The following is a 12,329-nucleotide window of genomic DNA, read 5'->3' as shown; positions in this document are numbered from 1 at the left end:
GGAACACCATGAATACGTTGACCTTCCTGCTCTCAACGGTAATTGAGCTGTATACCATGGCGCTGCTGCTGCGCGTGTGGATGCAATGGTCTCGCTGCGATTTTTACAACCCGTTCTCGCAGTTTATAGTGAAAATCACTCAGCCCATCATTGGGCCGTTACGCCGCATTATTCCCCCGATGGGACCGATCGACAGCGCATCGGCATTAGTTGCGCTCGTTCTCAGCTTTATCAAAGCAATCGTGCTGTTTAAGGTGGTCACGTTCCAGCCGATCATCTGGATCGCCGCCGTACTGATTGTCCTGAAGACTATCGGGCTGCTGATTTTCTGGGTGCTGCTGGTGATGGCAATTATGAGCTGGGTCAGCCAGGGCCGCAGTCCTGTAGAGTACGTGCTGATTCAACTGGCAGATCCGCTGCTGCGTCCTATCCGTCGCATACTTCCAGGCATGGGCGGGATCGATTTCTCCCCAATGATTCTGGTTCTGCTGCTCTACGTTATTAACATGGGCATCGCGGAAGTGTTACAGGCGACAGGCAACATGCTGCTGCCGGGGCTGTGGATGGCGCTATGAGTGCCGTTACACCCTGCGACGACGGTCTGGTTTTACGGCTCTACATTCAGCCTAAAGCCAGCCGTGACAGTATTGTGGGTTTACATGGCGACGAAGTTAAAGTCGCCATTACCGCCCCACCGGTAGATGGCCAGGCCAATAGCCATCTGGTGAAGTTTCTCGGCAAACAGTTCCGTGTGGCAAAAAGCCAGGTCGTCATTGAGAAGGGCGAGCTTGGTCGTCACAAACAGGTTAAAATCATTCATCCGCAACAGATCCCGCCCGAAATTGCGGCGTTAACTGATTAGGTATCCCATGCAAAAAGTTGTCCTCGCGACCGGCAATGCCGGTAAAGTGCGTGAACTCGCCTCTCTTCTGAGTGATTTCGGTCTTGATGTTGTTGCCCAAACGGAACTGGGTGTTGATTCTGCAGACGAGACCGGGCTGACGTTTATTGAGAACGCCATTCTGAAGGCGCGTCATGCCGCGCAAATTACCGGCTTACCGGCCATTGCTGATGACTCAGGTCTGGCAGTAAATGCCCTTGGCGGCGCGCCGGGTATCTATTCAGCCCGCTATTCCGGCGAAGATGCGACCGATCAGCAGAACCTGGAAAAACTGCTTCACACCCTGCAGGATATTCCTGATGACAAGCGCCAGGCGCAGTTCCACTGCGTGCTGGTGTATATGCGCCATGCAGACGATCCAACGCCTGTTGTTTGCCACGGAAGCTGGCCGGGCGTGATTACCCGTGAACCTGCCGGAAACGGTGGTTTTGGCTACGACCCGATCTTCTTTGTGCCGTCTGAAGGGAAAACCGCAGCCGAACTGACCCGTGAAGAAAAGAGTGCAATTTCTCACCGCGGACAGGCGCTAAAGCTGCTGCTGGATGCCCTGCGTAATGGTTAAGCTTCCGCCGCTAAGTCTTTATATTCACATCCCGTGGTGCGTGCAGAAATGCCCGTACTGCGACTTCAACTCGCATGCGCTAAAGGGCGAAGTCCCTCATGATGACTATGTGCAGCATCTGCTGAGCGATCTGGATACTGAGGTGGCCCATGCCCAGGGCCGTGAAGTAAAGACGATTTTTATCGGTGGTGGCACGCCGAGCCTGCTTTCTGGCCCGGCGATGCAAACGCTGCTCGACGGCGTGCGAGCACGGCTGAATCTGGCCGAAGATGCAGAAATCACGATGGAGGCGAATCCCGGGACGGTGGAAGCCGATCGCTTTGTGGATTATCAACGCGCTGGCGTCAACCGTATCTCGATTGGCGTACAGAGCTTTAGCTCCACCAAACTCGAACGTCTGGGACGTATTCACGGGCCGGAAGAAGCCAAACGAGCAGCACACCTGGCGAGCGGTCTGGGGCTACGCAGCTTTAATCTCGACCTGATGCATGGTTTGCCGGATCAGACGCTGGAAGAGGCGCTGGGTGATTTACAGCAGGCCATCGCGCTCAACCCACCGCATCTTTCCTGGTATCAGTTGACCATCGAACCCAACACGCTGTTCGGTTCCCGACCGCCGGTTTTACCGGACGATGACGCGCTGTGGGATATTTTTGAGCAAGGCCACCAGCTACTGACCGCCGCGGGATATCAGCAGTACGAAACCTCAGCCTACGCCAGACCGGGTTATCAGTGTCAGCACAACCTTAACTACTGGCGTTTTGGCGACTATCTTGGCATTGGCTGCGGCGCACACGGTAAGATCACATTCCCTGACGGACGCATCCTGCGCACCACCAAAACACGGCATCCGCGTGGGTATATGCAAGGGCGTTATCTCGAAAGCCAGCGCGATGTCGCCGAAGCCGATAAGCCGTTCGAGTTCTTCATGAATCGTTTCCGGCTGCTGGAAGCCGCGCCTCGCGCGGAGTTCACGCAATATACCGGTCTTACCGAAGACGTTATTCGTCGACAGATCGATGAGGCTATTTCCCAGGGCTACCTGAGTGAATGCGATGAGTACTGGCAGATTACCCAACACGGTAAGCTGTTCTTGAATTCGCTGCTGGAGCTGTTTCTGGCGGAGTGATGGCTGGTGAACGTAGGCCTGATAAGCGTAGCGCCATCAGGAAAATTGCCGGATGGCGGCTGCGTCTTATCCGGCCTACAGGGTTAGGGCGGTAAGCGCAGCCACCTTCATCGATTAATACTGATTAAACATTTCCTGGATCTGCTTAGGATCCTTGGTTTGAGTCAGCGCAAGCTGCAGCAGAACACGTGCTTTTTGCGGGTTCAGGGAACCTGAAGCCACAAATCCGTATTTTGCATCATCAACTTCTGCATCCTGTGTAGTGGCGCCCGTTGGTACACGGGATGAACGCACTACAACGGTACCTTTATGCGCGGCGGTTGCCAGCGTATCGAAAATGGTTTTATACAGGTTACCGTTACCTACACCCGCACTGACGATCCCAGCGTAACCCGCATCCACCAGCGCTTTTGCCGGCAGATCGGAGGCATTAGCGTAGTTATAAACAATCCCAACTTTCGGCAGTTCGGTCAGCTTAGACACATCGAACGGAGTAGACGTGGTGTGCTTACGCGCAGGCGTACGCTGGTAGTCGATTTTACCGTTATGGATGTAACCCAACGGTCCGTAGTTAACGGATTTGAAGGTAGCGACGTCGGTAGTGTTGGTTTTAGTCACGTCACGACCATCCATAACGGTGTCGTTCATCACCACCAGCACTCCGCGGTTGGCAGAGGCTTTGTCTGCGGCAGTTACTACCGCGTTATACAAGTTGAACGGGCCATCAGCGCTCATACCCGTAGATGGACGCATTGCGCCGACCAGTACCACCGGCTTATTGCACTTAACGGTCAGGTCGAGGAAATAGGCAGTTTCTTCCATGGTATCCGTACCATGAGTTACCACGAAGCCGTCGGTTTTATCACACTCGGTATTAATCTTTTTCGCCAGCGTTAACCAGACTTCGTCATTCATATCCTGGGAGCCGATATTCACCACCTGCTCGCCTTTCACGACAGCGATATCTTTCAATTGAGGTACGGCCTCAACCAGATTTTCTACGCCAACCTTGCCTGCCGTGTAGTTAGATTTTGTCGCGGAATCACCGCCGCCGGCAATCGTCCCACCGGTCGCTAAAATGGTGATGTTTGGCAGTGCAAGCGCCGCGCCGCTGAAACCCATAACCAGTGCGGCAAGTGCCGTTTTCTTGAAAAACTCCATGTTATTTCTCCAGTTACTTGAATTTGCAGCATTATGTCTATCCTACAGATGAATAATGTGACGAGATCCAATTAACCAGATTTATATCTCCACCAAATTGCCATTCTTAGAGATGGATATCAAAAAAACAGAAATATACAAAATAAAACGGCACAGAATGTTTCTGTGCCGTTAATAAGAGGTGAAGATTATTTCAGAGTGCTAACCAGCGTTTTACGATCGTTTTCCAGCGTCACGACGCGGGCACAAACATCTTTGCCAAACTGCTGGAAGTCTTGTTCCTGATTCTTCCATTCGTTCTGAATTGAGGTTTGCAAACCACCGAGACTCCCGAGCACGCCCTGCAGCGGATTACCGCCGCCTTTGAGCACGGCTTTCGCCCCCATCTCGTTGATGCTGTCCTGCAAAATGCCGCCCATCGCCTGATTGACCAGCTGTTGTCCGTCCGCGCGGACCTGATCAATCGCCTTATAATGGAAAGTCAGGCCATCAGTTCGATGTTCGATGATGCGGTTCATCTGCGCTTTCAATTGCGCATCCAGCTTGGTTAAGCGGCCACGCATGTTGCTGCTTTCACCGACCTCTTTGGCGATGATTTTGTCCAGCGCCACGCGACCTTTCTCTACGCGCGCTCTGGCACCTTCGTCGATCCACGGCAGGCTGCTACGCAACGCCGCCTGATAATCTTTGGCCTGCTCACGCTGTGCGGCGTTCAGGTTGTACTGTTTACCGTTGAAGGTGACATCGCCGGCCTGGGTAATAACCAGGTCGCCATTTTCACCCTTCACCTGCACCGTTTGTGGGCTCAAAATCACATCGTCACGCGGGGTGACGCTGCACTGGTAATCTGCATGTGCGGCCATCGCCGTGAACGTTAGGACTGCCGCCAGCAGCGTTTTGCGCATCATATCTTTCCCTCAATACAAATCGGGTCGGCATTTGCCGACCCTGTGCTACTTAGTCCCACCAAATATCGAAAAGTTCGCTGGTACGCACTTCTTCGAGTTTGTGCTCTTCCAGCCACTTACGCACGATTGCCTGGTGTTCTTCGGTGCATTTGCCGATTTCCTGCAGACAGATCAGACCTTCCCAGGCCAGATAGCCGCTGCCGTCAAAAGCCAGCTTGTTCGGTTCGATAACTTCATTGATAAAGTCATCAACGATTTGATCGACCTGCTCTCCAGATGTACCTTCCGGGAAATGCCATGCAACCGAAAATCCTACTTCCTGGAATTCGTCGATGTGCATTTTTTTACGCAGACGACGGCTACGGTTCTTTGCCATTATTTCACCCTCTCGAACATTAAGTCCCATACGCCGTGGCCAAGACGATGACCACGTTGTTCAAATTTGGTTACCGGGCGCGATTCCGGGCGCGGTACATAATCGTTACTCTCTGACTGGTTTTTATACCCGTCAATCGAGGACATCACTTCAAGCATGTGCTCCGCATACGCTTCCCAGTCGGTCGCCATATGGAACACGCCGCCCAGCTTCAGCTTACTTAAGATATGCTCAGCAAACGGTACCTGAACGATACGGCGTTTATTATGACGTGCTTTATGCCATGGGTCAGGGAAAAACAGCTGAACCATAGATAAAGAATTGTCAGGAATCATTTTATGCAGGACTTCAACGGCATCATGGCACATGACGCGCAGGTTCTCGACACCCTCTTCATGGGCTGAAGCCAGACACGCACCAACGCCAGGTGAGTGAACCTCAATGCCGAGGAAATTCTGTTCCGGACGCGCTTTCGCCATTGCAACCAGCGACGCTCCCATACCAAAACCGATTTCCAGCGTGACTGGCGCGTCACGGCCAAACAGTTCTGCGAAATCTACAGGCTCTTCGCTGAACTCAACGCCCATCACCGGCCAGTAGTTTTCCAGCGCGTGTTCCTGCCCTTTCGTCAGTCGCCCCTGGCGACGAACAAAACTACGAATCCGGCGCAGAGGGCGGCCGTTTTCATCAAATTCCGGTGAAATGACGTCGTTCTTCATAAAAGTTTAGTCTGCTGTGTTTGAGTTCTGAAAACGGGCATTATCCAAAGTTAGTTGCCGGATGCAAGTAAAGGAAGAAAGTGAGCAGCGGAAAGTTCCGGTTTACACCCCGTTGCCGCTGTGCTGCAATCTTGCCCCCGGCAATAATGAAACGGTAATCATGCAAGCGTCTCAATTTTCGGCTCAGGTTTTGAGCTGGTACGACAAATACGGGCGGAAAACGCTGCCCTGGCAAATTGACAAGACGCCTTACAAAGTATGGCTCTCTGAGGTAATGCTGCAACAAACTCAGGTTGCGACCGTTATCCCTTATTTTGAGCGCTTTATGGCGCGCTTCCCAACGGTAACGGATTTAGCCCATGCGCCGCTGGATGAAGTTCTGCATTTGTGGACCGGGCTGGGTTATTACGCCCGTGCGCGTAATCTGCATAAAGCCGCGCAGCAGGTTGTGACGCTGCATAGCGGTATATTTCCGCAAACCTTTGATGAAGTAGCCGCCCTACCTGGCGTCGGACGTTCAACCGCAGGCGCGATCCTTTCTCTCTCTCTGGGTCAGCATTTTCCGATTCTCGACGGTAACGTCAAACGCGTGCTGGCTCGCTGTTATGCTGTAAGCGGCTGGCCGGGTAAAAAAGAGGTCGAAAAGAAGCTGTGGGAGCTGAGTGAGCAAGTTACGCCGGCCCAGGGTGTTGAGCGTTTTAATCAGGCGATGATGGATTTAGGCGCCATGGTCTGTACGCGCTCAAAACCTAAATGTTCCCTGTGTCCGTTGGAAAATGGCTGTGTGGCGAGCGCCAATGCAAGTTGGGCGCTGTATCCCGGTAAAAAGCCCAAACAGACGCTACCGGAACGAACGGGCTATTTTTTACTGATGCAGCATGATGACGAAGTGCTGCTTGCACAGCGACCGCCCAGCGGCTTATGGGGTGGTTTATACTGTTTTCCGCAGTTTGACGACGAAGATGGACTGCGCAACTGGCTGGCGCAACGACAAATTAACGCAGATAATCTGACCCAACTTAATGCGTTTCGCCATACCTTTAGCCATTTCCACTTAGATATTGTGCCTATGTGGCTTCCCGTGTCTTCATTCACCTCATGCATGGATGAAGGCAACGCGCTCTGGTATAACTTAGCGCAACCGCCGTCGGTCGGACTGGCGGCTCCCGTGGAGCGTTTGTTACAGCAATTACGTGCCGGTACACACGTTTAACGTACCGGACGATAGAGAGGACTTTTTATGAGCAGAACGATTTTTTGCACTTTCCTGCAACGCGAAGCAGAAGGCCAGGATTTTCAGCTGTACCCGGGCGATCTGGGAAAACGCATTTATAACGAGATTTCTAAAGAAGCATGGGCGCAATGGCAGCATAAACAGACCATGCTGATTAACGAGAAAAAACTCAATATGATGAACGTCGAACACCGTAAGTTACTGGAACAGGAGATGATTAACTTCCTGTTTGAAGGTAAGGATGTGCATATTGAAGGCTATACGCCAGAATCATAAGAACCGTTGCCGGATGGCGCTGCGCTTATCCGGCCTACGTTTTAATCTGGTCCTTGCAAACAACAAACACAACACGCACTCCCGGAATGATGAAAAAATTTCTCGCGCTTGCCGTTATTGCGCCGTTGCTCATCTCCTGTTCCAGTTCGACCAAAAAAGGCGATTCCTATAACGAAGCCTGGGTCAAGGATACCAACGGTTTTGATATTCTGATGGGGCAATTTGCCCATAATATTGAGAATTTGTGGGGATTTAAGGAAGTGCTGATTGCGGGTCCGAAGGACTACGTCAAGTATACCGATCAGTATCAAACCCGCAGCCACATCAACTTTGATGACGGTACGATAACCGTCGAGACCATTGCCGGGACAGATCCCGCTGGACACCTGCGTCGAGCGATTATCAAGACATTGCTGATGGGCGATGATCCGGGTTCTATCGACCTCTATTCCGATGTCGACGACATTAAGATTTCCAAAGAACCATTCCTGTACGGACAGGTGGTTGATAATACCGGCCAGCCCATTCGTTGGGAGGGGCGAGCCACCAACTTTGCCAACTACCTGCTGCAAACACGGCTTAAAAGCCGCAGCAATGGCCTGCGTATCATTTATAGCGTGACGATCAATCTGGTGCCGAACCACCTTGATAAGCGCGCGCATAAATACGTTGGCATGGTGCGTCAGGCTTCACGTAAGTATGGCGTCGACGAGTCGCTGATTCTGGCTATCATGCAAACCGAATCCTCGTTTAACCCGTATGCGGTGAGCCATGCCGATGCGCTGGGACTGATGCAGGTGGTACAGCACAGCGCAGGGAAAGATGTATTCCGCTCGCAAGGGCGCTCAGGCACGCCGAGCCGTAGCTTCTTGTTTGATCCGGCCAGTAACATTGATACCGGTACGGCCTATCTGGCAATGCTCAACAATGTCTATTTGGGCGGTATCGATAATCCGACCTCACGTCGCTATGCGGTAATCACCGCGTATAACGGCGGTGCGGGCAGCGTGCTACGCGTGTTCTCGAACGATAAAATTCAGGCCGCAAATATCATTAACAGCATGTCTCCAGGTGACGTTTATCAAACGCTGACCACCCGACATCCCTCTGCTGAATCACGCCGATACCTTTACAAGGTCAATTCCGCACAAAAATCATATCGACGCCACTAATGTATCCCTCTTCAGCCCCCTAAAACGGGGGCCTGAAGCACCAAAAATGTTAACTCCATCACTCTTTTGCTTTGCAATCAGAAATTGTTTGCAAATATTTGTCACAGGTAACAAAAAAAGAGTGCCTCTCATTGATAGAATCACATCATATAGCCACGGCAAATGTGCCTTTTAAAACATTCATCCGCATTACGGTGTGAGGAAATTAACATGAATCTTAAGCTGCAGCTGAAAGTTCTCTCGTTTCTGCAGTTCTGCTTATGGGGTAGTTGGCTCACTACCCTCGGCTCCTATATGTTTGTCACCCTTAAATTCGATGGTGCATCCATTGGCGCGGTGTATAGCTCGCTGGGGATCGCCGCCGTGTTTATGCCAACGCTGTTAGGGATCGTGGCCGATAAATGGATCAGTGCGAAGTGGGTTTACGCCCTTTGCCACTTGGTCGGCGCAGGAACGCTGTTTGCCGCAGCCGAAGTCACCACGCCAGGGGCCATGTTCTTTGTGATCTTGCTTAACTCCCTGGCCTATATGCCAACACTGGGGCTAATCAACACCATCTCCTACTATCGCCTGCAATCTGCCGGGATGGATATCGTTACCGACTTCCCGCCAATTCGTATCTGGGGCACCATCGGCTTTATTCTGGCGATGTGGGCCGTGAGCTTCTCCGGCTTTGAACTGAGCCATATGCAGCTGTATATCGGTGCGACATTGTCCCTGGTACTGGTACTGTTCACCCTGACGCTGCCGCATATTCCGGTTGCCAATCAGCAGAAAAACCAGAGCTGGACATCAATGCTCGGTCTGGATGCTTTCGCGCTGTTTAAAAACAAGCGTATGGCGATTTTCTTCATCTTCTCAATGATGCTGGGCGCAGAGCTGCAGATTACCAATATGTTTGGTAACACCTTCCTGCACAGCTTCGATAACAACCCGCTGTTCTCCGGTAGCTTTATCGTGGAACACGCATCGGTGATGATGTCGATTTCACAGATTTCCGAGACGCTGTTTATCCTGACCATCCCGTTCTTCTTAAGCCGTTACGGTATTAAGAACGTGATGCTTATCAGTATTGTGGCGTGGATGCTGCGCTTCGGCCTGTTTGCCTACGGCGATCCAACGCCGTTCGGTACCGTGCTGCTGGTTCTGTCGATGATTGTTTACGGCTGCGCCTTCGACTTCTTCAACATCTCTGGTTCTGTGTTCGTGGAGAAAGAAGTACGCCCTGAAATCCGCGCCAGCGCACAGGGTATGTTCCTGATGATGACCAACGGCTTCGGTTGTATTCTGGGCGGACTGGTGAGCGGTAAAGTCGTTGAACACTATACGCTGAACGGTATTACCGACTGGCAGACCGTGTGGTTGATCTTCGCAGGTTACTCGCTGGTTCTGGCTTTTGCCTTCGTTGCGCTGTTTAAATACAAACACGTACGCGTTCCAGCAGGCACCCAGACTATCGCGCACTAACTTTTACGCAGAGAAAAGCGGGTTGCCAAAAGGTAACCCGCTTTTTTTGCGCTTACTTCACAACATATCCATACAGGCGCTTAATACCGTCTGTATCCGTTTCACTGTAAACACCTTGCAGCTCCGGCGAGAAGCCTGGCAGCAGGTTTACGCCCTCTTCCAGCGCCAGGAAATATTGCTGTACCGCCCCACCCCATACTTCGCCCGGTACCACGCACAGCACGCCCGGAGGATAAGGCAGCGCACCTTCCGCCGCAATGCGGCCAGCTGCTTCACTAATCCGCACCAGTTCAACATCACCACGGATAAAAGCGCTGTTCGCATCCTGTGGGTTCATCGCCACGGCAGGTAAACTTTCCTGACGGAACATCGCTTTTTGCAGATCTTTCACATCAAAGCTGACGTACAGTGAGTGCATCTCCTGGCACAGTTCACGCAGCGTGTAATCCCGATAGCGTACCGGATACTTATTGAAGATGGTTGGCAGCACATCTGCCAGCGGCGTATCGTCTTCAATATGCTGCTCAAACTGCGCCAGCATCGCCACCAGTTGCGCCAGTTTCTCTGCGCTTTCTGCCGGGGTCAGCAGGAACAGAATCGAGTTAAGGTCGCATTTCTCCGGCACGATGCCGTTTTCACGCAGGTAATGCGCCAGAATCGTCGCCGGAATACCAAACTCGGTATATTGCCCGGTTTGTGCGTCAATGCCCGGAGTGGTTAACAGCAGTTTGCAAGGGTCAACGAAATACTGGTCGCGCGCGTAGCCGGAAAAACCATGCCATTTAGCACCTGGTTCGAAGCTAAAGAAGCGACGCTCGCTGGCAATCACCTGCGTCGGATAGCTTTCCCACGGTTTGCCATCGACTACCGGGGGAACAAACGGCTGAATCATCTTACAGCGGGTAATAATCGCTTTACGGGCCTCAATGCCCAGCGTCACACACTCCGCCCACAGCCGACGACCGCTCTCGCCTTCATGGATTTTGGCGTTAACGTCCAGCGCCGCAAACAGCGGGTAAAACGGACTGGTAGAAGCATGCAGCATAAATGCATTATTCAGACGCTTATGCGGGCAGAACCGCGCCTGACCGCGAATATGGTTATCCTTTTTGTGGATCTGCGAGGTTTGCGAGAATCCGGCCTGCTGTTTGTGTACCGACTGGGTGACAAAGATCCCCGGATCGTTAGCATCGAGATCCAACAGCAGCGGTGACCCATCGGCCATCATCGGAATAAATTGTTCGTAGCCGACCCATGCTGAGTCAAACAGGATGTAATCACACAGATGACCGATCTTGTCGATCACCTGCCGGGCATTGTAGATCGTACCGTCATAAGTGCCGAGCTGAATAATCGCCAGACGGAACGGGCGCGGTTGTTCTGCCTTTTGCGGCGAAATATCACGAAGTTGCTGGCGCAGATACTCCTCATCAAAGCAGTGCTCGTCAATGCCGCCAATAAAGCCAAACGGATTACGCGCCGCTTCCAGATACACCGGCGTCGCACCCGCCTGGATCAGCGCACCGTGGTGGTTCGACTTATGGTTATTACGGTCAAATAGCACCAGATCGCCGCGCGTCAGCAGCGCATTGGTTACTACTTTATTGGCCGCAGAGGTCCCGTTCAGCACAAAGTAGGTTTTATCCGCGTGGAAAACTTTCGCAGCAAATTTCTGCGCATGTTTCGCCGAGCCTTCATGAATCAGCAGATCGCCAAGCTTAACGTCGGCGTTGCACATATCCGCGCGAAACAGATTCTCACCAAAGAACTCGTAGAAATGGCGCCCCGCGGGATGCTTTTTAAAGAACTCACCGTGTTGATGTCCTGGGCAGGCAAATGTGCTGTTCCCCATCTCGACATACTGAGTCAACGTGTCATAGAACGGCGGCAGCAAATCTTCTTCATACTGACAGGCAGCAGACTCCAGCTCCAGCCAGTCCTGCGCCTGACCGCGAATGACCGCATTCACGCCCGCCGGCAGATCAACATCCGACTCTGCGAACAGAAACACGGGTATATGAAAACCGGTGCGTTTCAGCAAAGCAAGGATCCCGCTGCGGCTATCCGCAACGGTAATGACGACTGCCGCAACGTCAGTAAAATCAGTACTGTCCAGCGACACCACCTGACGATGGCTGGACAGACGAGAAACCAGTTCTCCACTGGCGGCAATTTTCATTGATTTCATAAGCGCAATAACCCGTTTCGGGAAAATCAAAAGTCCCGGACAAAGCCACATTGCTTTGCCCACGAAATGACAGGTCAAACTGGTTACCAGCCCCGACCGCCAGACATCAGTAAAAGCAGATAGCCTCTGATTTTACTGTTATCCTGCAGTGAGCGTGCGCTGCCCTCACCGCATGGAGGGAGCGTAAAGATAAGTCGCAGGAAGGGGCAAACGTCGCGCAAAAAGGCGATGTTGAA

Annotated in this window: 13 protein-coding genes; 8 read left to right on the top strand and 5 right to left on the bottom strand. The window is 52.3% G+C overall.

All coding sequences use genetic code 11. The features are described 5' to 3' along the window. Positions 1 to 8: 8 nt before the first annotated feature. From IB222_RS03785 to hemW, 4 genes are read left to right on the top strand one after another with little or no spacing between them, the layout of a single operon-like run. The gene (locus IB222_RS03785; protein ID WP_003825417.1) at positions 9 to 575 is read left to right on the top strand and encodes a YggT family protein; all 567 of its coding nucleotides are present in this window, start codon (positions 9 to 11) and stop codon (positions 573 to 575) included. Continuing rightward, positions 572 to 862, top strand: a complete 291-nt coding sequence (gene yggU / locus IB222_RS03780; protein WP_003027101.1) for a DUF167 family protein YggU — start codon at positions 572 to 574, stop codon at positions 860 to 862. The genes IB222_RS03785 and yggU overlap by 4 nt, the downstream gene beginning before the upstream one ends. A 7-nt stretch (positions 863 to 869) precedes the next feature. Further along, on the top strand, positions 870 to 1,463 hold the full coding sequence (locus IB222_RS03775) for an XTP/dITP diphosphatase (protein ID WP_003825414.1): 594 nt from the start codon (positions 870 to 872) through the stop codon (positions 1,461 to 1,463). After that, complete coding sequence (gene hemW / locus IB222_RS03770) at positions 1,456 to 2,592, top strand: radical SAM family heme chaperone HemW (protein ID WP_048236736.1); 1,137 nt, start codon at positions 1,456 to 1,458, stop codon at positions 2,590 to 2,592. The genes IB222_RS03775 and hemW overlap by 8 nt, the downstream gene beginning before the upstream one ends. Before the next feature lie 114 nt (positions 2,593 to 2,706). Here hemW and ansB read toward each other — a convergent pair whose 3' ends face one another. From ansB to trmB, 4 genes are all read right to left on the bottom strand, one after another. Then, on the bottom strand, positions 2,707 to 3,753 hold the full coding sequence (gene ansB / locus IB222_RS03765; protein ID WP_003027108.1) for an L-asparaginase 2: 1,047 nt from the start codon (positions 3,751 to 3,753) through the stop codon (positions 2,707 to 2,709). 188 nt (positions 3,754 to 3,941) lie between these two features. Then, positions 3,942 to 4,661 (bottom strand): DUF2884 domain-containing protein, encoded by a 720-nt coding sequence (locus IB222_RS03760; RefSeq protein WP_079938671.1) that lies wholly within the window; start codon positions 4,659 to 4,661, stop codon positions 3,942 to 3,944. A 49-nt stretch (positions 4,662 to 4,710) separates the two neighbouring features. Next, complete coding sequence (locus IB222_RS03755; protein WP_149384569.1) at positions 4,711 to 5,037, bottom strand: YggL family protein; 327 nt, start codon at positions 5,035 to 5,037, stop codon at positions 4,711 to 4,713. After that, positions 5,037 to 5,756, bottom strand: a complete 720-nt coding sequence (trmB, locus tag IB222_RS03750) for a tRNA (guanosine(46)-N7)-methyltransferase TrmB (protein WP_003825406.1) — start codon at positions 5,754 to 5,756, stop codon at positions 5,037 to 5,039. Before trmB ends, IB222_RS03755 begins: the two co-directional genes overlap by 1 nt. A 160-nt stretch (positions 5,757 to 5,916) precedes the next feature. Between trmB and mutY the strand changes: the two genes are divergently transcribed. The 4 genes from mutY to IB222_RS03730 all read left to right on the top strand — a co-directional run bounded on the left by mutY (position 5,917) and on the right by IB222_RS03730 (position 9,905). Beyond that, positions 5,917 to 6,969 (top strand): A/G-specific adenine glycosylase, encoded by a 1,053-nt coding sequence (gene mutY / locus IB222_RS03745; protein WP_128611816.1) that lies wholly within the window; start codon positions 5,917 to 5,919, stop codon positions 6,967 to 6,969. Between the two features lie 27 nt (positions 6,970 to 6,996). After that, positions 6,997 to 7,266, top strand: coding sequence for an oxidative damage protection protein (locus tag IB222_RS03740; protein WP_003027126.1), 270 nt, complete (start codon positions 6,997 to 6,999; stop codon positions 7,264 to 7,266). An 86-nt stretch (positions 7,267 to 7,352) separates the two neighbouring features. Continuing rightward, entirely contained in the window at positions 7,353 to 8,438 is a 1,086-nt protein-coding gene (gene mltC / locus IB222_RS03735) for a membrane-bound lytic murein transglycosylase MltC (protein WP_003825397.1), read from the top strand. A gap of 210 nt (positions 8,439 to 8,648) precedes the next feature. Continuing rightward, complete coding sequence (locus tag IB222_RS03730; protein ID WP_008785778.1) at positions 8,649 to 9,905, top strand: nucleoside permease; 1,257 nt, start codon at positions 8,649 to 8,651, stop codon at positions 9,903 to 9,905. A 52-nt stretch (positions 9,906 to 9,957) separates the two neighbouring features. Here the strand turns inward: IB222_RS03730 and IB222_RS03725 are convergent, their stop codons facing one another. Continuing rightward, positions 9,958 to 12,093 carry an ornithine decarboxylase gene (locus tag IB222_RS03725; RefSeq protein WP_126956591.1) on the bottom strand — a complete coding sequence of 712 codons (2,136 nt, stop codon included), beginning with the start codon at positions 12,091 to 12,093 and terminating at the stop codon, positions 9,958 to 9,960. Between the last annotated feature and the right edge of the window lie 236 nt (positions 12,094 to 12,329).

The sequence above is a fragment of the Citrobacter sp. C13 genome (assembly GCF_014596815.2).
Classification (GTDB): Bacteria; Pseudomonadota; Gammaproteobacteria; order Enterobacterales; family Enterobacteriaceae; genus Citrobacter; species Citrobacter portucalensis.
The sequence above is the reverse complement of the archived record's forward strand: the minus strand, read 5'-3'. Positions and strand labels throughout refer to the sequence as shown.

Excerpts from the sequence above, each read along its gene's own strand:
- IB222_RS03785 (WP_003825417.1), top strand. The coding sequence starts at position 9 with ATGAATACGTTGACCTTCCTGCTCTCAACGGTAATTGAGCTGTATACC.
- hemW (WP_048236736.1), top strand. The coding sequence starts at position 1,456 with ATGGTTAAGCTTCCGCCGCTAAGTCTTTATATTCACATCCCGTGGTGC.
- IB222_RS03725 (WP_126956591.1), bottom strand. The coding sequence starts at position 12,093 with ATGAAATCAATGAAAATTGCCGCCAGTGGAGAACTGGTTTCTCGTCTG.
- IB222_RS03755 (WP_149384569.1), bottom strand. The coding sequence starts at position 5,037 with ATGGCAAAGAACCGTAGCCGTCGTCTGCGTAAAAAAATGCACATCGAC.
- trmB (WP_003825406.1), bottom strand. The coding sequence starts at position 5,756 with ATGAAGAACGACGTCATTTCACCGGAATTTGATGAAAACGGCCGCCCT.
- yggU (WP_003027101.1), top strand. The coding sequence starts at position 572 with ATGAGTGCCGTTACACCCTGCGACGACGGTCTGGTTTTACGGCTCTAC.
- IB222_RS03775 (WP_003825414.1), top strand. The coding sequence starts at position 870 with ATGCAAAAAGTTGTCCTCGCGACCGGCAATGCCGGTAAAGTGCGTGAA.
- mltC (WP_003825397.1), top strand. The coding sequence starts at position 7,353 with ATGATGAAAAAATTTCTCGCGCTTGCCGTTATTGCGCCGTTGCTCATC.
- IB222_RS03730 (WP_008785778.1), top strand. The coding sequence starts at position 8,649 with ATGAATCTTAAGCTGCAGCTGAAAGTTCTCTCGTTTCTGCAGTTCTGC.
- IB222_RS03740 (WP_003027126.1), top strand. The coding sequence starts at position 6,997 with ATGAGCAGAACGATTTTTTGCACTTTCCTGCAACGCGAAGCAGAAGGC.
- ansB (WP_003027108.1), bottom strand. The coding sequence starts at position 3,753 with ATGGAGTTTTTCAAGAAAACGGCACTTGCCGCACTGGTTATGGGTTTC.
- IB222_RS03760 (WP_079938671.1), bottom strand. The coding sequence starts at position 4,661 with ATGATGCGCAAAACGCTGCTGGCGGCAGTCCTAACGTTCACGGCGATG.
- mutY (WP_128611816.1), top strand. The coding sequence starts at position 5,917 with ATGCAAGCGTCTCAATTTTCGGCTCAGGTTTTGAGCTGGTACGACAAA.